General features: G+C 66.1%; 18 protein-coding genes. 9 read left to right on the plus strand and 9 right to left on the minus strand.

Features of this window, described 5'->3' with window-relative positions; all coding sequences use genetic code 11:
• Positions 1-144 precede the first annotated feature (144 nt).
• Entirely contained in the window at positions 145-1,899 is a 1,755-nt protein-coding gene (locus ACP7DD_RS17255; protein WP_426176024.1) for a glutamine--tRNA ligase/YqeY domain fusion protein, read from the minus strand.
• Positions 1,900-2,025: 126 nt separating this feature from the next.
• On the opposite strand from ACP7DD_RS17255, the gene ACP7DD_RS17260 reads away from it, so the two are divergent.
• From ACP7DD_RS17260 to ACP7DD_RS17275, 4 genes are read left to right on the plus strand one after another with little or no spacing between them, the layout of a single operon-like run.
• A complete protein-coding gene (locus ACP7DD_RS17260; RefSeq protein ID WP_426176025.1) occupies positions 2,026-2,316 on the plus strand; it encodes a DnaJ domain-containing protein in 291 nt (96 codons plus the stop codon).
• A gap of 54 nt (positions 2,317-2,370) precedes the next feature.
• On the plus strand, positions 2,371-2,871 hold the full coding sequence (locus tag ACP7DD_RS17265; RefSeq protein ID WP_426176026.1) for a hypothetical protein: 501 nt from the start codon (positions 2,371-2,373) through the stop codon (positions 2,869-2,871).
• Entirely contained in the window at positions 2,868-3,647 is a 780-nt protein-coding gene (locus ACP7DD_RS17270) for a hypothetical protein (protein WP_426176027.1), read from the plus strand. Before ACP7DD_RS17265 ends, ACP7DD_RS17270 begins: the two co-directional genes overlap by 4 nt.
• Positions 3,648-3,664: 17 nt before the next feature.
• Positions 3,665-4,537, plus strand: a complete 873-nt coding sequence (locus tag ACP7DD_RS17275) for a hypothetical protein (RefSeq protein ID WP_426176028.1) — start codon at positions 3,665-3,667, stop codon at positions 4,535-4,537.
• Here ACP7DD_RS17275 and ACP7DD_RS17280 read toward each other — a convergent pair.
• Complete coding sequence (locus tag ACP7DD_RS17280; RefSeq protein WP_426176029.1) at positions 4,528-5,460, minus strand: LysR family transcriptional regulator; 933 nt, start codon at positions 5,458-5,460, stop codon at positions 4,528-4,530. The two genes, ACP7DD_RS17275 and ACP7DD_RS17280, sit on opposite strands and share 10 nt — an antisense overlap.
• A 73-nt stretch (positions 5,461-5,533) precedes the next feature.
• Between ACP7DD_RS17280 and ACP7DD_RS17285 the strand changes: the two genes are divergently transcribed.
• Positions 5,534-6,754 (plus strand): MFS transporter, encoded by a 1,221-nt coding sequence (locus ACP7DD_RS17285; RefSeq protein WP_426176030.1) that lies wholly within the window; start codon positions 5,534-5,536, stop codon positions 6,752-6,754.
• Positions 6,755-6,815: 61 nt separating this feature from the next.
• Positions 6,816-7,142: a hypothetical protein gene (locus tag ACP7DD_RS17290; RefSeq protein ID WP_426176031.1), complete on the plus strand. Its 327-nt coding sequence runs from the start codon at positions 6,816-6,818 to the stop codon at positions 7,140-7,142.
• Between the two features lie 14 nt (positions 7,143-7,156).
• Here the strand turns inward: ACP7DD_RS17290 and ACP7DD_RS17295 are convergent, their stop codons facing one another.
• The 7 genes from ACP7DD_RS17295 to ACP7DD_RS17325 form a co-directional block, all read right to left on the minus strand.
• Positions 7,157-8,395 carry a CaiB/BaiF CoA transferase family protein gene (locus ACP7DD_RS17295; protein WP_426176032.1) on the minus strand — a complete coding sequence of 413 codons (1,239 nt, stop codon included), beginning with the start codon at positions 8,393-8,395 and terminating at the stop codon, positions 7,157-7,159.
• Between the two features lie 110 nt (positions 8,396-8,505).
• Complete coding sequence (locus ACP7DD_RS17300; RefSeq protein WP_426176033.1) at positions 8,506-10,941, minus strand: zinc-dependent metalloprotease; 2,436 nt, start codon at positions 10,939-10,941, stop codon at positions 8,506-8,508.
• Entirely contained in the window at positions 10,941-11,321 is a 381-nt protein-coding gene (gene speD, locus ACP7DD_RS17305) for an adenosylmethionine decarboxylase (protein ID WP_426176034.1), read from the minus strand. Before speD ends, ACP7DD_RS17300 begins: the two co-directional genes overlap by 1 nt.
• A complete protein-coding gene (locus tag ACP7DD_RS17310; RefSeq protein WP_426176035.1) occupies positions 11,318-11,488 on the minus strand; it encodes a hypothetical protein in 171 nt (56 codons plus the stop codon). The genes speD and ACP7DD_RS17310 overlap by 4 nt, the downstream gene beginning before the upstream one ends.
• A complete protein-coding gene (locus ACP7DD_RS17315) occupies positions 11,485-12,948 on the minus strand; it encodes a DUF4178 domain-containing protein (RefSeq protein WP_426176036.1) in 1,464 nt (487 codons plus the stop codon). The genes ACP7DD_RS17310 and ACP7DD_RS17315 overlap by 4 nt, the downstream gene beginning before the upstream one ends.
• Before the next feature lie 10 nt (positions 12,949-12,958).
• The gene (locus ACP7DD_RS17320; RefSeq protein ID WP_426176037.1) at positions 12,959-13,987 is read right to left on the minus strand and encodes an SPFH domain-containing protein; all 1,029 of its coding nucleotides are present in this window, start codon (positions 13,985-13,987) and stop codon (positions 12,959-12,961) included.
• Positions 13,988-14,015: 28 nt separating this feature from the next.
• The gene (locus ACP7DD_RS17325) at positions 14,016-14,402 is read right to left on the minus strand and encodes a DUF350 domain-containing protein (RefSeq protein WP_426176038.1); all 387 of its coding nucleotides are present in this window, start codon (positions 14,400-14,402) and stop codon (positions 14,016-14,018) included.
• Between the two features lie 66 nt (positions 14,403-14,468).
• On the opposite strand from ACP7DD_RS17325, the gene ACP7DD_RS17330 reads away from it, so the two are divergent.
• The 3 genes from ACP7DD_RS17330 to ACP7DD_RS17340 all read left to right on the plus strand — a co-directional run bounded on the left by ACP7DD_RS17330 (position 14,469) and on the right by ACP7DD_RS17340 (position 18,591).
• Positions 14,469-15,980: a polyamine aminopropyltransferase gene (locus ACP7DD_RS17330; protein ID WP_426176039.1), complete on the plus strand. Its 1,512-nt coding sequence runs from the start codon at positions 14,469-14,471 to the stop codon at positions 15,978-15,980.
• Positions 15,980-17,587 carry an NAD(P)-binding protein gene (locus ACP7DD_RS17335; protein WP_426176040.1) on the plus strand — a complete coding sequence of 536 codons (1,608 nt, stop codon included), beginning with the start codon at positions 15,980-15,982 and terminating at the stop codon, positions 17,585-17,587. The genes ACP7DD_RS17330 and ACP7DD_RS17335 overlap by 1 nt, the downstream gene beginning before the upstream one ends.
• A gap of 467 nt (positions 17,588-18,054) precedes the next feature.
• On the plus strand, positions 18,055-18,591 hold the full coding sequence (locus ACP7DD_RS17340) for a hypothetical protein (RefSeq protein ID WP_426176041.1): 537 nt from the start codon (positions 18,055-18,057) through the stop codon (positions 18,589-18,591).
• Positions 18,592-18,701: the final 110 nt, after the last annotated feature.

Genomic DNA, 18,701 nt, shown 5'->3' on the forward strand with positions numbered 1-18,701 from the left:
CCTAAGTTACTCAAAATAATTAAGTTCGTACCTAGCAGGACAGGTAGGAAAACGACAAATATGACTGGACGCGACGCGCGCAAATATCAAAAATCCCGCCGCGGCGCTCGACCGGGGCGGGATTTTGCAGAGCAGTACCGTGGCTTACTTCACCCAGCTGTCCTTCAGTGTGGTCACGCGGTTGAACACCGGCTTGCCGGCCACGCTGTCGACGCGGTCGGCGACAAAATAGCCGTGCCGCTCGAACTGGAAGCGCTGGTCCGGCTGCGCCGCGCTCATGCCCGGCTCGAGGTAGGCGGTTACCACTTCCAGCGCGTTCGGATTGAGCGCGGCGAGGAAGTCCTTGCCGCCGCCGTCGGGCTGCGGGTCGTTGAACAGACGGTCGTACAGGCGCACTTCCGCCGCCAGGGCGGTCGCCGCGCTGACCCAGTGAATGTTGCCCTTGACCTTGTACGTGTTCGACCCCTCGGTGCCCGACTTGCTGTCCTCGAAATACTTGACGTGAACGGCGGTAACGTTGCCGTCGGCATCCTTGTCGTAGCCGGTGCACTCGGTCACGTAGCCGTGGCGCAGGCGCACCCGGCTGCCGGGCGCGTCGCCGATCGGCGGGTAGAAGCGGAAGTAGCCCTTGGTCGGCACTTCCATGAAGTCGTCCTGCTCGATCCACAGGTGCTTGGTGATCGGGAAGGTGCGCAGGCCGCGTTCCGGGAAATGCGGGTGGACGGGCGAGGTGCACTCGACCGATTCGCCTTCCGGGAAGTTGTCGATGATCAGTTTCAGCGGACGCAGCACCGCGGTGGCGCGCGGCGCCTTGGAGTCGAGGTCGTCGCGCAGCGATCCTTCGAGCGTGCTCATGTCGATCCAGCCGTCCGCCTTCGACACGCCGATGCGCTCGCAGAACAGCTGGATCGATTCCGGCGTGTAGCCGCGCCGGCGCAGGCCCACCAGGGTCGGCATGCGCGGGTCGTCCCAGCCGGACACGATGGCGTCGTCGACCAGCTGGCGCAACTTGCGCTTGCTCATCACCAGGTAGGTCAGGTTCAGGCGCGAAAATTCGTACTGGCGCGGCACCGGCTGCTTGAAGAAGCCGCCTTCGGTCAAGGTCGCCAGCAGCCAGTCGTAGAACGGCCGGTGGTCCTGGAACTCGAGCGTGCAGAGCGACTGCGTGATGTTTTCCAGCGCGTCCGAAATCGGGTGCGTGTAGTCGTACATCGGGTAGATGCACCAGGCGTCGCCGGTGCGGTGATGGTGGGCGTGACGGATCCGGTAGATCGCCGGGTCGCGCATGGTCATGTTGGGCGACGCCATCGCGTCTTCGCTGATTTTCGCCCGCAGGATGTGCTCGCCGTCCTTGTACTTGCCGGCGCGCATGTCGCGGAACAGCGCCAGCGACTCGTCGGCCGGGCGGCTGCGGAACGGCGAGTTGGTGCCGGGCGTACCGAAATTGCCGCGGTTTTTCGCCATGTCGTCGGCGCTCTGGCTGTCGACATAAGCGCAGCCGGCGGTAATGAGGTACTCGGCCATCTGGTACAACTGCTCGAAATAGTCGCTCGCGTAATACAGGTGGCTGGTGCCGTTGTGCTCCCAGCTGAAGCCCAGCCACTTGACCGTGTCGATGATCGTGTCGACGTATTCCTGCTCTTCCTTGGCAGGATTGGTGTCGTCGAAGCGCAGGTGGCACACGCCGTTGTAGTCGCGCGCCAGGCCGAAATTGACGCAGATCGACTTGGCGTGGCCGATGTGCAGGTAACCGTTCGGTTCGGGCGGAAAGCGCGTGATGACCGGCGGCAAGCCGTCGCGGCGATAGTTGCCGGAGGCAATATCGGACTCGACGATGGCGCGCAAAAAGTTCGAGGAGGGCGCGTTCGCCGCCGCCGTGTTGTTTTTATCGTTGCTCATTGAAAAGTGCTTTGACATGATGGGGTTGCGGCATTTTACCGTATGCAGGGGTGAACTTGCGCGGCCGACCGCGTTCTATAGGATAATCTCCCTTTAGATGGTTTTGGCCGCGGCCGGAGATCTCACGTGGAAAACTTATATGCCGTTCTCGGCGTTGCGCCGAACGCGAGCGACGACGAGATCAAGAAAGTCTATCGTTCGCTGGCGATGCGCTACCACCCGGACCGCAACGATGCGCCGGCCGCCGAAGTGCGCTTCAAAAGCGTCACGAAGGCGTACGAAATCCTGTCCGATCCTGCCAGGCGCAGCGAATACGACCAGAGCGTCAACCATCGCATCATTCTCGACGCCGAGGCAGAGGCCTATGAATTATGGCGTTCGCTGTTCCGCCTGAACGGCGTGAACCTGCCTGCCTGAGCTGCTGCCCGCGCGCCTGCGGGCGCGGCCACAACCGAACATAAGGACCAGAAAATGAGAAAAGTACATCCCGAATTTGCCTATCAGTCACGCGAGCTGGAAGGCCAGATCGAAGGCATCCTGGGCGACCCGCCTAACCGCAAGAACTACCAGATGATGCAAAGCGCGCTGGCCAGCGAGTACGCCAGCGGCGGCGGCATCGAAGACGTCAACATGATGAGCTTCGCGCTGGTCGACCACATCACGTTCAGCAATCCGAAGGGTCTGCTGGCCGAAGCTGCCGAATACGAAGGCGGCGATCCGGCGGCCGTGTTCGCCATGGCCAGCTGCGAAGGCGAAGCCGGCAAGATGTACCAGGCGATGACGCAGAACCATCCGGAACTGGCGCGCCAGGCGATCATCGCCGCGTTCCTGTTCAAGCATCCGCGCAGGTGGGATGACGACGACCAGTCTCTCGAGCAGCTCAGCCGCAACGACGACGGCGACGACGATCAGGACGAGGATGGCGTCACCGACGACTTCGCCGGCATGTTCGACTCGGAGGACAATCAATGAGCACCAACAGCAACTTGCCGGCACTGACGCGGCAGGTCAGCGAGCTGGTGCTGGCAGGCTCGCTGGGCCATGCCGAGCAGGCGTTCTCCGATGCGGTCGAAGCGCACGGCGACCTGGCCGTGGTCGAAGTGCTGGCCACGCTGGCGCCGCAAGTGACCGCCTTGCACCTGGCCGGTTTTGACGGCGGCAAGACGTCGCTGGCGACCTTGCTGGTGCCGCCCAAGGCGTGGGCCGACAGCCTGGCGTTTTTCGCCGCGACGTGGTCCGACGACATGATCGAGGACGACCCGGAACGCGTCGCCGAGAGCCTGTTCTCGCACGTGCACGGCATCGTCTTTTCGACCGACGATGCGGACCGCCGCATGGAGCTGCTGGCCGAAGCGTCCGCCAGCGACCATGGCGCCACCATCTTCGCCATCCTGTTCTCGATGGCGCCGAAGGAAATCCTCGAAGTGGCCGGCGAGATCATCTCGAAGGGGCCGTACATCACCGGCCAGACCTCGTCCGACAGCGACCTGGTGCCGCTGGCGATCGAACTGGCCAAGGCCAGCGAAGACGGCTGGGACCGCTCGCTGTTCGAGCTGTTCCCCGATTTCCGCCACAGCGCCGACCTGGCCGACGCCGAGTTCTCGGACGACCCGGACGAAGAGCCGAAGTTCATGCAGCGCTCGACCAAGGAATTGCTGTACCGCTTGCGCAAGCAGGTGCCGACCTCGCGCAGCAACGTGCCCAAACGCGGCGCGCGCAAGAGCATCGGCACGGGCATTTTCTCGTGAACGCGGAAGTCCAGACGATGCAGCTGGCTGTTGTCGAAGAAAAACTGCCGCGCCTGGTGCGGGCGATCCGTTGCCTGGAAGGCTGCGGCGAGGATGACGAGGCGATCATGCTGGCCGACGAACTGGCCGGCATCACCGCGATGGTGGCCGAAAAATTCACCAACGACCGCACCGCCGAAGGGATCCAGCGCGCCTTTTTCCTGACCGTCGGCGGCGTCTCGCTCGGACTCGACCATGCGGTGCAGCATGGAAGCGACGATGCCGCGCTCGAGTTCCTGGTCGAGCATGGCGCCGAGGCAGCGTTCCAGGCCGGCTTTCGCATGATCCGCGACCTGTCGCAGCTGCCGGAAGATTCGCTCGTCGGCGAGTACGATCTCGACCCGGTGTACGTGCAGCGTCGCCTGAAGGAGTTGTTGGTTGACATCTGCAGCGCCGACCCGAGCCAGAACTGGTCCGGTCCCGAGCGCTACGAGCTGCAGTTCAAGCAGCGCAAGGGCGTGCAGGCGATCGTGCGGGCGGCCGGCTGGCTGCGGCGCCATCACTACGCCGGGCCGATCACCGATCCCGACCTGAATGCCGAAGGTGTGATTGCGCTGGCGATCATTTTCGCGGTGGAGGGGGGCGGGCGGATCGTCGCGCGCACCGGGCAGAAAGACTTCGAGCGGCTGATCGGATCGGTGCGCAAGAACAAGCCCGACTACGAAGCCGGCTGGGCCGAACTGATGGCGCAGGTGCCGCCGCAGCACCAGGCGGTGATGGCCGAGCGCATCGACTCGTACCGGGAGCACTGCACCGTGATCCAGAAGATGCGTACGCGCACGGCGATGAAGACGCTGTTCGCCGAGCTGGAAAACTACGCCGGCTCCGAGCTCGACGCCGATTATTCGTAATCGCGCTGGGGTTGCGGGTCTTGATCTGGTAGCGGTTTGACTGTATCGGTCACCAGCGCAACGAAGGCGTCGACCAGCGGCGCGTGCTCGCCGCCGCGCCGCGCCAGCAGCAGCATCGTGGTCGCATCCGCATCCAGGATCGGCCGGTAGCACACGCCATCCATGCGGATGCGGTCGAACGACGCCGGCAGCAACGTCACGCCGCTGCCTGCCGCCACCAGTCCGATGATCGTCGACGCTTCGCCCGCCGTCTGCCCGACCCGCGGCACGAACCCGGCCGCGCGGCACAGCCGGAAAATCTGCGGATAGATGCCGGTGCCGCCGCCCGGCGGATACATCACGAACGGCAACTCGGCCAGCTCGCTGATCGCCAGCGCCGGCTTGGCCGCCAGCCGATGCCAGGTCGGCAGCACCACCACCAGCGGATCCTCGCGCAGCGGCGTCATGACGATGCCGGCCGGCAGCGCCACCTCGGGCGGGCGGACAAAGCCCAAGTCGAGCGTGCGCTGGCACAGCGCGTCGAGTTGGCGCAACGTCGCCATCTCGTGCAAGGTCAGCGTCACGTGCGCAAAGTCCTTGCGGTAGCGGTTGATGACGTCGGCAAACAGCGGCGTCAGCGGCGTCGAATAGGTGAAACCGATGCGCAATTCGCCCGCTTCGCCGCGCTCGGCCCGCCGCGCCGTCTCGCAGGCCTGCTCGGCCAGCGCCAGGATCTTGCGCGCATCGGCCAGCAACAGCGCGCCGGCGCCAGTCAGCCGCACCCAGCGCTTGGTGCGCTCGAACAGGCGCGCGCCGACGTCGGCCTCCAGCACCTGGATCGCGTGGCTGAGCGGCGGCTGGCCGATATGCAGGCGCTCGGCGGCGCGGGTAAAATGCAGCTCTTCGGCCACTGCAATGAAATACCGCAGGTGTCGCAATTCCATGATCGATTTAAAGTATGACAAACGCTTCAAATATATATTGGACAGTATTAAAGCGCAATCCTATGATGGTCGCATGACCTCTAGCGCCACCAACGCCGGCAGCCCCGCCTACAAGCGCATCAATCGCGCGATGGTGTTCGGCGGCTTTTCCACCTTCGCCTTGCTGTATTGCGTTCAGCCGCTGATGCCGCTGCTGGCGCTGCAGTTCACCTTGACGCCGGCGCAGAGCAGCCTGGTGCTGTCGGTGTCGACCGCCGCGCTGGCGCTGTCGCTGCTTGCCAGCAGCGTGCTGTCGGACCGCATCGGCCGCAAACCGCTGATGGTCGCCGCCATGCTCGGCGCCGCCGTGTGCACGCTGGCGTCGGCGTTCGCCCAGGATTACCTGCAGCTGCTGGTGCTGCGCGGCCTGCTGGGCGCAGCGCTCGGCGGCATGCCGGCCATCGCCATGGCCTACCTCGGCGAAGAGATCGAAGCGCCATCGCTCGGCGCCTCGATGGGGCTATACATCGGCGGCAGCGCGTTTGGCGGCATGTTCGGCCGCGTGGTGGGCGCCACGCTGAGCGACGCCTACTCGTGGCGCGTGGCGCTGGCGGTGATCGGCGCGGCCGGCCTGTACGCGGCGTGGGAGTTCCGCCGCAGCCTGCCGCCTTCACGCCACTTCCGGCCGGGCCAGCGCCGCGGCGTCGACGCGCTGCTCGGCGGCGTGCGCGCCCACATGGCCGACGCCGGCCTGCCCTGGCTGTTCGCGCTGTCCTTCCTGCTGATGGGCTGCTTCGTTGGCCTCTACAACTACATCGGCTACCGCCTGCTCGGCGCGCAGTTTGGGCTGAGCCAGACCGCAGTCGGCCTGCTGTCGATGCTGTACCTGCTCGGCGTCGTCAGTTCGGCGTGGGCCGGCCGCCTGGCCGACCGCCTCGGCCGGCGCAATGTGCTGTGGGTGTTCATGGCACTGATGGGCGCGGGCCTCTTGCTCACGCTCGCCAGTTCGCTCATCGTGATCGTGTTCGGCGTCGGCGTATTCACGTTCGGGTTTTTCGCCGCCCACGCCATCGCCAGCAGCTGGGTAGGCATGCGGGCGCGCGCACCGAAGGCGCTGGCCTCGGCGCTCTACCTGTTCTTCTACTATCTCGGTTCGAGCGCGATCGGCTGGTTCTGCGGCGTGCTGTGGAGCCGCGCCGGCTGGCCCGGCGTGGTCGGCCTGCTTGGCGCGACGCTGTGCGTCGCCTGCGCCATCGCGCTGCGCCTGCGCGGCCTGGCCCCGCTGGCGCCGGCCCAGTTGGTGCCTGCCGCCTGAGTGCAACTTTCTCGCCATCGCAAGGTCGAACTTACCCGACTCACTTGATGGGAGCATGGCCATGTTACAAGCGAACGAGATCAAACAGCGGATGACCCAAATCCAGCAAACCATCGAGCAGGCCGAGCAAGCCTGCATGGCGTCGGCCGATACGCCGCCCGAGCTGAGGGAATGCATCCAGAACCTGGCGCGCGAGACGCAGCAGGCCGACCAGGTGCTGCAGTCGAACGACCAGGCGAAAATCGCCGAATGCGTCGACCGCCTGGAGGACATGGGCGACGACGCCAAGCGCATCAGCCGCAGCGAAGCGCATATTTCGCCGCAGGTGGAGACCGCCGTCACCCGCGTGCATGCCGAGCTGTCGCAGCTCAAGCACCAGCTGCACTGACGCCTTTATACCCGCTACAGCACGCCGCGCGAGCGCAGTACGGCAATGTCGGCGTCGCTGCGGCCCAGCACTTCGCGCAGCACCTCGTCGGTGTGCTGGCCCAGCAGCGGCGGCGGCAGGGCGGCCGATGCCGGCGTGGCCGACAGCTTCATCGGGCTGCGCACCAGGGTCACCTTGCCGGCGCTCGGATGCGCCATGTCTACCGCGATGCCGCGCGCGCGCACCTGTTCATTGTCGAACACCTCGCCGATATCGTTGATCGGCCCGCACGGCACGCCGACCGCTTCGAGCGTGGCGATCCATTCGGCGCGGGTGCGCTGCGCCACCATCTGTTCGAGCAGCGGCACCAGCACCGCGCGGTTGTTCACGCGCAGCGGATTGCTGGCAAAGCGCGCGTCGGCCGCCAGTTGCGCGCACCCGCCGGCTTCGACGAACTTCTGGTACTGGCCGTCGTTACCGGTGGCGACGATGATATGGCCGTCGGAACAGGCGAAGGTCTGGTACGGCACGATGTTCGAGTGGGCGTTGCCCATGCGCTTGGGCGCCTCGCCGCTGGCGTGGTAGTTGCCGGCCATGTTGGCCAGCATCGCCACCTGCACGTCGAGCAGCGCCATGTCGATGTGCTGGCCCACGCCGGTGCGGTCGCGGTGGGTCAGCGCCGCCAGCACCGCCACCGTCGCGTACATGCCCGTCATCAGGTCGGTGATTGCCACGCCGGCCTTTTGCGGGCCGCCGCCGGGCAGGTCGTCGCGCTCGCCGGTGATCGCCATGAAGCCGCCCATGCCCTGGATCAGGAAGTCGTAGCCGGCGCGGTGCGCGTACGGGCCGTCTTGGCCGAAGCCGGTCACCGAGCAGTACACCAGGTCCGGCTTGATCGCCTTGAGTGTTTCGTAATCGAGGCCGTAGCGTTTCAGGTGGCCGACCTTGAAGTTCTCCAGCACGACGTCGGCGTGGGCGGCGAGTTCGCGCACCAGCGCCTGGCCTTCAGGGCTGGCGATATCGACCGTGACGGAGCGCTTGCCGCGGTTGGCCGACAGGTAGTAAGCCGCCTCGGTGGTATCAATGCCGTCGGCGTCCTTCGCGTACGGCGGCCCCCAGGCGCGCGTGTCGTCGCCGCTTCCCGGCCGCTCGATCTTGATGACGTCGGCGCCGAGGTCCGCCAGGTTCTGCGAACACCACGGCCCGGCCAGCACGCGCGAAAGGTCGAGTACGCGGATGTGGCCCAGCGCCTTTGGCATAACGGAGTTGTTCATCGTGCTTCCTGTACGAAAGTGGCAGCGAGGCTGCAAACGCTGGTGTCAGGTCTGACATTAAGACATTCACGCGTGAATGTCTTAATGTCAGACCTGACACCAGGACGTGATTATATCGGTGCGCCCGGCGGTATCGCGGGCAGGGCGCGCAGTTCGACCTTGGCCGGATCGGCCAGCCAGCGCCGAATCAGGTCGGCCGCCTGCTTGCGGCTTTGGCCGCTGGCGCCCTTGGCCGGATGCGCGGCCAGCCATTGCGCGAAGTCGGCGCTTTGCTGGCGCACTTGCGCGGCCACGCCCGGATGCAGCTCGGCGCTGGTGGCCAGCTTCAGCATGGCGTCGAGCACCACCCAGTTGGCCGCCATCTGCACCGCTTCGCCGGCCGGCACCGACTGGGCCACCGCCGTCCGCTTCCAGCTGCGCGACAGCACCAGATCGAGCGCTTCCTGCACGCCGGGCTGCTTCGGGTCGCGTGCATGCTGCCACGCCAGCCGGTTGAAGCGGCTGGCGTCGAACAGGTAGGTGCAGGTCTGTGCGGCGGCCGCTTCGACCGCCGACATGGCGTCGAACACGCTGTTCATCCGGGTGCCGAAGTATTCGCGGTTGCGTTCAAAGCCCATCGCCGGCGGCGTCATCAGGTCGAGCACATTGGCCGGCAGCGCCAGGCTCTCGGCACCAAGGCTGGCAGCGAGCCGCTCGAGCGCCTGGCGCTGCTGCCCGGCCGGCACCGCGCGAACTCCGCCGCGGGCCGCGCCGGAGCGCACGTCGGCGCTGGTGCTGTATTCGAACTCGCCGCCGCCAACCAGGCGCGCCACCGCTTCGAGCTGGTAGCGGTGCAGCAGGTACAGCGGCACCAGGCGCGCTTCCAGTTCGCCGGCCTGGCGCCCGTCGGGCAGCACGTCGATCGAAAAGCCGGTCAACGCGCGCTGGCGTACCGCCATCAGCTGGTCGTAGGTCTGGATCGAATCGCCGCCGAAATCCCACAGCAGGCCGTTCGGATGGCTCGAGCCGGCCGCGCGCGAGTCGCCGTCGCTGACGTACTCGAAGCCGTTTGCGCGCGCCTGCCGGCGCAGCTGCGCCAGCGCCGCCGCTTCGTCCTTTGGCTCGAACTGGGCGTAGGCGTGGCGCACGATGTAATCGTCCCACGCGCCGACCCCGACGCCGTACGCGTTGCCGATGTCGATCGCGCCGGCGGCCGTCATGGCCACGATCGGGTGCGGATAGTCCATCACCGAACCGGTGCCGTTGCGGCTGGCGGCAAAGTTGTGCGCGAAGCCGAGCGTGTGGCCCACTTCATGCGCGGCCAGCTGGCGCAATCGCGCAAGCGCCATCTGCTCGGCCAGCTTTTCCTTGCCCACGCCGGTCTTGCCGAACGGCGCCAGCAGCGCTTCGGCGATCAGGATGTCCTGCCGCACCCGCTGCGAGCCGAGCGAGACGACGCCCTTGATGATTTCGCCGCTGCGCGGATCGAGCGTGGCCATGCCGTACGACCAGCCGCGCGTGGCCCGGTGTACCCACTGGATCACGTTGTAGCGTACGTCCATCGGGTCGAGCCCGGCCGGCAGCAGCTCCACCCGGTAGGCGTCCTTGAAGCCGGCCTTTTCGAACGCGCTGGCCCACCAGCGGGCGCCTTCGAGCAGCGCACTGCGCACCGGCTCCGGCGCGCCGCGATCGACGTAGAACACGATCGGCTTTTTCACTGTGCTTGAAGCGGCGAGCGGATCGGTTTTCTCGAGCCGGAAGCGGGCCTGCCAGCGCACGTCGATGCTGGCGCCGATCGGCGTGCCGAAATCCATGTAGCCGCTATCGAAGCCGCCGGAATACGGATCGTAGGCGCGCCGCCTGAAGGCGCCGTCGGGCAGCCGCACCAGGCTCACGTGCTGGCGCATGGTCAGGCTGGCCGGGTCGGCGGCGACCTGGCGCACAAATTCGGCGGTGCCAGGGCCCTCGAACGTCAGCATCGCTTCCAGTTCGGTATTGTCGGGGAAGCTCTTGGCCTGTTCGGCGAGCACCGCGCTGCGCTTGTCGTCGACCTTGTAGCTGCCTTGCTTGGCCTGGCTCAGACGTGCGGCGATGCCATGACGGTCCCCTTCCAGGAAGCTGGAGAAGTCGATCAGGTGCCGGCCGTCGTCGCTGGCGAGGATGCCGCCCGACCACAGCACGGCGCTGGCGAATGCTTCGACCGCGCTGGCGCGCTCGTCGGCATCGAGCGAGCCGGCGACAAAGCGCGTGTTCTCCTGTACCAGCAGCAGGCGGGCGCCGCGCCTTTCGAAGCGAACGATGCGCGGCTCGCCTTGCAGGCCGCGGTCAAGGCCAACGTCGTTCGAACCCAGGCCGTACGGCAGCGATACCAGCAGAAGGAACGGTGTATCGAGATTGGCGACCGACAGCAGCACGCGGCCTTTCTCGGTGTCGCGCCAGACGTCGACGAAACCCGGCTGCGCCACCAACGATCGGGTCAGTTCGCCCATCGTTTTCGGCGCCTCGGCGAAAGCGGTCCCGAACGCGCCGGCGCACAGGGCGGCAACGAGCAGCAAGCGAGGTGTCATTAAATTTCCTGGGTAGTGGCGGCGGCGCCGCGCGAGATGGTCTGGATGCTGCGCGAGGAAGGCGTCAGCGCGGCGTCGATGATGGCTAGCGCCAGCTGCGGCTGCGCGTCGCCGCACATGAAGATGTCGGCCGCGGCAAAACCATATTCGGGCCAGGTGTGGATCGAGATGTGCGACTCGGCCAGCAGCAGCACGCCGGTCACGCCCTGCTGCGGGCCGAAGCTGTGAAAGTGGCCGTGCAGAATGGTGGCGCCGGCCGCCAGCGCGGCCTGGCGCAAGAGGGTGTCGATGGTGTCGCACGACAGCAGCAGGCCGGCAGCGATTCCATGAAAATCGGCGAGCAGGTGGATGCCGGCGGGGCGATGGGCGGGCGCGCTCACTTGTGGCCGCCGCCGCTGTAGCCGCCGCCGCCGGTGTAGCCGCCCGAGTTCGACGTCCAGCTGCTGCCGCCGCGCGTGCCGGTGGCCGAGACGAACATTTTCGTCCAGCTGGTCGCGGTCGTGATGAGCGTGACGAAGATGGCGTAGATGAAGTACTTGTTGTTCATTGCTTGCCCTTGTCGCCTGGTGCGAACAGCTTCGCCGGCAGATAGATCGCCAGCAGCGCGAGCACGACATAAAAGATGGTGCCTGAAAAATTGAAGACCAGCGGAATGGCATTCAGGCCGAGGGTCCACCACAAGAACTTCTGCGCGATGCTGGCGGGAGCGGCCGCCTTCGCCGACGCGGCCGGCGCAGCGCCCTGCAAGTCGCTCAGAAACCAGGTCTTGACCTGGTCGAATGCGACCGGGGTCGAGCGCGACCAGGTCAGCTCATGGTCGGTCAGTTCGGCCGCCAGCGTGGTCTGGCCCTGCTCGAATTCGACCACGGTGACTTCGTCGCCGACCGCCACGCGCCAGTTGAACGCGCCGGCGGCGAACGTCACCGTCGCCAGGTATTCGTAGGTCTTGTCGTAGGTGAGGTTGTCCAGCTCCACCTGCTCCGAGCCAGTCGAGTCCCACGCCGGCCAGGTATTCATCACGGTCGCGCGCGACCAGCCTTCCTCGGTTTCTACCAGCCAGAAAAACGCCGATTTCGTGTTGTAGAGCAGGTACTCGGTCCACTCGGTGCCTTCGTCGTCGGCGCGCACCATCACGCCGATGACCTGGTGGTCGATGCCGTTGATTTTTGCGCTGGCGCCCAGGGCAATGGTGGTGCGCACGCGCGCCACGGCCTCGCCCTTGGCGAGGATCTGCGTCTGCGGTCCGGCGGCGTCCAGCTGCGCCGCGCACGCCGGGCACACCAGTGCGGTCGTCACGCCCGGCAGGTACTTGATGGCGCTGCCGCAGGAAGGGCAGTCGAGCGCATCGAGCTTGCCGCGGTATCTGCCTGCGCTGGCCTTGATCTGTTCTTCGTCGCGCAGCAGCTGGCACTGCATTTCTTCCAAGGTTACCGAAGCGCCGTGGTACAGCGCCGCAGTGTCGCCATCGGAGTAGTCGAGCGTGAGAAAGGAAGCCCCGGCCCGAAAGTCCGCTACCCGCGCCTGCCAGCCTTCGCCGACCTTGAACGGCAGTTCGCCGGCGCCTCCCACGCATTCGGCCACGCGCTTTTCGGACGCGGTGTAGCGCTGGCCGGCGATGCTATAGAGCCTGCCGGGCACGATCATGTCGAAAACGGGCAGCCCGCCATCGACCTTCGCTTCGGTCGTGATGGTGTACAGGCCCGACGAATCGCCCAGCCAGCCGGTGCCGGCATCGTCGAACAACAGGAACCACTCGTTCCACATGCCGGCTGAATAGCGCAGCTGGATACGGCCGACCACGGTGAAATTGCGGCCGCCGGCCACGCCGGCGGTGCCGATCTGGATCGGGCTGAAGTCTTCCAGCACCGACGACATCTTGCCAAGGTCCTTGACGGCGTCGGCATCCTTCATCACCGTCGCGCGGCAGAATTCGCACACCGCCACGACGGAGGCGTGCGAACGGAACGTGACTTCGGCGCCGCAACTCGGACAGGAAACGGTCTGCATGAACAGCCGCTTAGCCGATCAGCTTCTTGAGCAGTTCGGCCTTGGTGCTGTCGTAGTCGGCGGCCGAGATCAGGCCCTTGTCGAGCAGTCCCTTGAGTTTTTGCAGCCGGCCTTCGACCGAATCATCAGGCGCGGCGGCAGGCGCCGGCGCCGCCGTCTGCGCAAAAGCGCCGCTCATCCCCTGCGCCATCGCCTGGCCTACCGCCACGCCGGCGCCAAGGCCGGCGCCGATGCCGGCCAGGCCGCCTTCATTTTGCGCCGCCAGCGGGATGCTCGAGGCGACCTGGAACTGGGTGAAGCCGCCCATCTTGTCGGCCGACAGGCTGCCTTTCATGCCGGCGCCGATGCGCTCGTCGAGCGCGGCCTGCAGTTCTTCCGGCAGGCTGACCGAGGCGACGTTGAATTCGTCGAGCCCAACGCCGTAGCGCGCGAACGCGGTGGCCAGGTCGCCCTTGACCTGCTGCGCCATCAGCGCCTGGTTGGCCGCCATGTCGAGGAAGGCCACGTTCGAGCCACCCAGCGAGGTGGCCATCGTGGCGAGCATGATGCCGCGCAGCTGGTCTTCGACGTCGTCGCGGGTGTAGACCTCGCGCGTGCCGCTGATCTCGGTGAAGAACTTGCGCGCGTCGGCCACGCGGTACGAGTACATGCCGAAGGCGCGCACGCGGATCATGTCGAAGTCCTTGTCGCGGATCGTGATCGGCTGCGGCGTGCCCCACTTGCGGCCGGTCTGCACGCGCGTGCTGAAGAAGTAGACGTCCGACTTGAACGGCGAATCGAAGAACTTGTCCCAGTTGCGCAGGTTCGTCAGCACCGGCAGCGTTTGCGTGGTGAGCTTGTGGGTGCCGGGCGCGAACACGTCGGCGATGGTTCCCTCGTTGACGAACACGGCCACCTGCGACTCGCGCACGTTGAGGATTGCGCCATTCTGGATCTCGAAGTCCTGCATCGGGAAGCGCCAGGCCAGTACGCCTTCGGTCTCCTCGTTCCACTGCAGGACGTCGATAAACTGCTTCTTGATGAATGAGCCAAGTGACATGATGGGCCTTTCGTTGAATCCGGGTTGATCAGGAAATGCAGCCGGCGTTGATGACGCCGATCGACAGTGCGATGGCGCCGAGCAGGCCGCCGAACGCCTTGTTGTTCGCTTCGATCTGGTCCTTCGACATGTTCAGCAGCCGGGTGGCGACGGCGAACACGACCACCTGCACCAGCATGCCGCCGGCGCCCCATCCGAGGAACTGGTAGTAGCCGGCGGTGTGCCACAGCGCCGACGCCAGCGTGATCGAAAAGCCGAGCAGGGTGCCGCCGAGCGAGAACGCGGCGGCCTGGTTGCCGGCGCGGATCAGCGTCACTTCGTCGTACGGGGTGACGCGCGTGTAGATGACAAAAAATACCAAAACCATGGCGACCGCCGTCAAAAGGTGCAGCAGATAGGCTAGGATGGCGGGCACGTGGTTTCCCCTATTAAATATAGTCAGAATGACAGGACAGCACGATCTTAGATCAAAAGCTGATTTATGACCAAACGAATTCTCATCCTCTCCGTCTTCGTGGTCGCCTCGTGCGGCCTGGCGTATGAGCTGATCGCCGGCGCCTTGTCGAGCTACCTGCTGGGCGACTCGATCCTGCAGTTCTCCACCATCATCGGCTGCTACCTGTTCGCGATGGGCGTCGGCGCCCACTTCTCGAAGTATGTACGCGACGAGGATGTGCTGGCGCGGTTCATCGACATCGAGCTGGCGGTGGGCCTGATCGGCGGCGTGTCGGCGGCGCTGCTGTTCATGACGTTTTCGTGGATGGCCGGCCCGTTTCGCACGCTGCTATATGTATTGGTGTTCATGGTCGGCTGCCTGGTCGGCATGGAAGTGCCGCTGGTGATGCGCGCGCTGAACGCGCGCCAGACCGAGTTCAATGAACTGGTCAGCCGCGTGCTCACGTTCGATTACCTCGGCGCGCTGGCCGTGTCGCTGCTGTTCCCGCTGGTGCTGGCGCCGCACCTCGGCCTGGTGCGCACCGCCTTCCTGTTCGGCATGCTCAACGTGGCGGTCGGCTTCTGGACGCTGCACGCCTTTCGCCACGAGCTGGCCAACCTGCATGGGAAGGTGCTGCGCGCCTCGAGCGTGATGGTGGTGCTGCTGTTCGGCTTTGCGCTGTCGGACCGGATGGTGGCATGGGGCGAGCAGGCGCTGGTCGGCGACAAGATCGTGTATTCGACCACGACGCCGTATCAGCGGCTGCTGATCACCCGCTGGAAGGACGACCTGCGGCTCTACATCAACGGCAACCTGCAGTTCTCCTCGCGCGACGAATACCGCTACCACGAAGCGCTGGTGCACCCGGCGCTGCAGGCCTTGCCGTGGGCGCGCAGCGTGCTGGTGCTCGGCGGCGGCGACGGCCTGGCGCTGCGCGAGATCCTGCGCTACCCGAACATCAAGCACGTCACGCTGGTCGACCTGGACCCGGCGATGACGGCCGCTTTCACCACCCGCCCGGAACTGGCCAAGCTGAACGCCGGCGCGTTGTCCGACCCGCGCGTGACGGTGGTGAACGCCGACGCGGCGGTGTGGCTGAAGGACAGCGGCGCCATGTTCGACGCCGCCATCATCGACTTTCCCGATCCGTCCAGCTTCGCCCTCGGCAAACTGTACTCGGTGCCGTTCTACAGCATGGTGAAAAAGCACGTGGCGGCGAACGGCCTGGTGGTGGTGCAATCGACGTCGCCGTTCTTCGCGCCGCATGCCTACTGGACCATCGACGCCACCTTGCGCGACGTCGGCATGCGCACGTATCCGTATCACGCCTACGTGCCGTCGTTCGGCGAATGGGGCTTCGTGCTGGCGTCGCCGCAGCAGCAGTTCGTGCCGCCGACCAGCTACCGGCTGCCGATGCGTTTCCTGAACGCCGATACCACGCGCGAGATGTTCCTCTTCCCGCCCGACATGAAGCGCATCGAGATGGAACCGAACCGCCTCAACACCCAGTCGCTGGTACGCGAGTTCGAGCACGACTGGGGCCAGGTGATCCGCTGATGGACCGCCGCTCGTTCCTCGCCGCCGGCGGCACCGGCCTGTCGGTGCTGGCCGGCGCCGCCGTGTTCCAGCAATGGCAGGAGGTGACGCCGAACGTGCACTATCCGGGCCGCGCGGAAGGCCACTACCTGCGCGAGCGCGGCGCGCTGCCGGCGCCGTCGAACGTCATCGACACCGACGTCGTCATCCTCGGCTCCGGCATCGCCGGCCTGGCCGCGGCGTGGCAGCTGAACCGCGACGGCCACCGCGGCGCCTTGATGATCGACGGCCCGCAGCCGTTCGGCAATGCCGCCGGCGGCCACTTCGGCGAGCTGGCCTATCCGACCGGCGGCCACTACCTGCCGCTGCCGTCGCCCGAGTCGCGCCACGTGCGCGAGATCCTGTTCGACCTCGGCATCATCGTGCGCGACCCGTACGCCGACAAGCCGCTCTACGACGAGCGCTACGTGCTGCATGGGCCGGAGGAGCGCCTGCTGTTCAACGGCGCCTGGCAGGACGGCTTCATTCCCACCGAAGGGGTGGGCGAAGCGGAACTGGCGGAGCATCGCCGCTTTTTTGCCGAAGTGGAGCGACTGCGCGCGCTGCGCGGCAGCGACGGCCGGCGCATCTTCGTGTTCCCGACCAGCGAGTCGTCGCTCGATCCGGCCTTCGACGCGCTCGACGGCATCACGCTCAAGCAGTGGCTCGACCAGAACGGCTACACCTCGCCGACCTTGCACTGGTACCTGAACTACTGCTGCCGCGACGACTACGGCACCCGCTACGACAAGGTGTCGGCATGGGCCGGCCTGCATTACTACTGCAGCCGCTGGGGCCAGGCGGCCAACGCCGGCAATGGCGCCTGGCTGACGTGGCCTGGCGGGATGGCGCCGGTGGCGGCGGCACTGGCGGCCAGATCGGGCATTCGCCGCGAGGGCGGCACCGCGGTGTCGCTCAAGCGGCGCGGCGCCGGCGTCGAGGCGCTGTGCTTCACGCTGGAGAACGGCGTGGCGCGCAGTTACGTGGTGAGGGCGCGCAAGGCGATCTGCGCGATGCCGCTGTACGTGGCCGCGCGCGTGGTCGAATCGATCCGCGACTACGGCTTCGACCCGAAGCTGCACACGCCGAGCTACGCGCCGTGGATGGTGGCGAACTTCCTGATGAAGGCCTTTCCGGCCGAGCTGCCGGATGCGCCGCTGGCGTGGGACAACGTGGTGTACCAGGAGCCGGGGCTCGGGTATGTGGTGTCGACCCACCAGGACATCCGCGTGGGCCCGCCGGAAAAGACCGTCTTCAGCGCCTACGTCGCGCTGTCGGACCGCACGCCCGACGAAGCGCGCAAGTGGATGATGAAAGCGAGCGCCGACGACCTGGTGGCGCTGGCCAGCGCCGACCTGAAGGCGGCCTATGGATGGAAGTTCGCGCCGTGCGTCGAGCGCGTCGACATCACCTTGCGCGGCCACGCGATGGCGGTGCCGCTGCCCGGCTTTCGCGCCAACACCGGCCTGAAGGCGCTGCGCGAGGTGAACGGACCGATCGTGTTCGCGCATGCCGACCTGTCCGGGTTCTCGGTGTTCGAGGAAGCGGCGTGGTGGGGCTGCCGCGCCGCGCAGAAGGTGATGATCTGAGGTCGTTCTAGCGGTGGCTCGGGCGCGATGCAAGGCCTGAATTTGCGCGGGTTCGTGTTGCAGGGAAATTCGCCGCGCTATCGCCATCGAGATCGCCGCGTTTTTAACGAGCTGGACTGATGATGCGCAACGATGAAAGAGGCGGCTCTCCAAGAATGGGCGTTAGACAGCCGTCGGTCGAATCGGTTCGAATCACAGCAGGTTGAATGATTTTGGTCACGAAGCAGGCCGACTGTGCAGGTTGAACGCGTATCGGCGCAGGCACATCGGTTCAACTCGCTTGAGGAGACCACCATGTCGACTTTCTTCCACCGCCGGTTCGCGCTGGTGGCGCCGGCGATTGCCCTACAACCGGCCGCTACCACTGTACGCGCGGGCCAAAGCGCTACTGTCACGGTGGCCGCCTGCGGCAGCGCCCCGTTCTCGTTCCACTGGCTGCGCACGGCGTCCCGATCGAAGGCGCGACCATGGCCCGCTACAGCACGCCGCCCACCGGCGAGGCAGACAACGGCGCGCTGATCAGCGTCGTCGTCGGCAATGCTGGCGGGGAAGCCACAACCAGCGCCGCCGCCCTGACTGTCGTCAGCCCGGCGGCGCCGGCGATCACGCAGCAGCCGGCGAGTGCGAGTGCGGCGCTGGGCAGCACGGCCACTTTCACAGTCGGTGCTGCCGGCACTGACCTGGCGTACCAGTGGCGCAGGAACGGTGTCGATATCGCCGGCGCCACAGCCGCCCGCTACACCACGCCGCCGGCGACCGATGACGGCGCCAGGTTCAGCGTCGTCGTCAGCAATGCCGACTTGGCCTCCACCGTCAGCACCGATGCCGTGCTGGCCGTGTTCGCTGGCTGGGCAGGCATCATCGAGGACGGCGCACCTGGGCTGGCACGCGACTCCGCCCTTGCGGTGGCGGCCGATTGGCAACGCAACCTGGTCATTTCCGGCACGTCCGACGCGGGTGATTTTGCCGGCGATCCGGCTTGTACACAAAAGCGAACCTTCTAGCCTGAATTTTGCATAAAAAAGGGCAAGAATGCCGTAAGTGATTGATAAAATGTGAGTTATCGAGAAACACAATTTACAACACGAACACCACCTTGCCCGATATGAATTCT

It is taken from the genome of Massilia sp. TWR1-2-2 (assembly GCF_049897565.1).
Lineage (GTDB): Bacteria > Pseudomonadota > Gammaproteobacteria > Burkholderiales > Burkholderiaceae_D > JAFCUW01.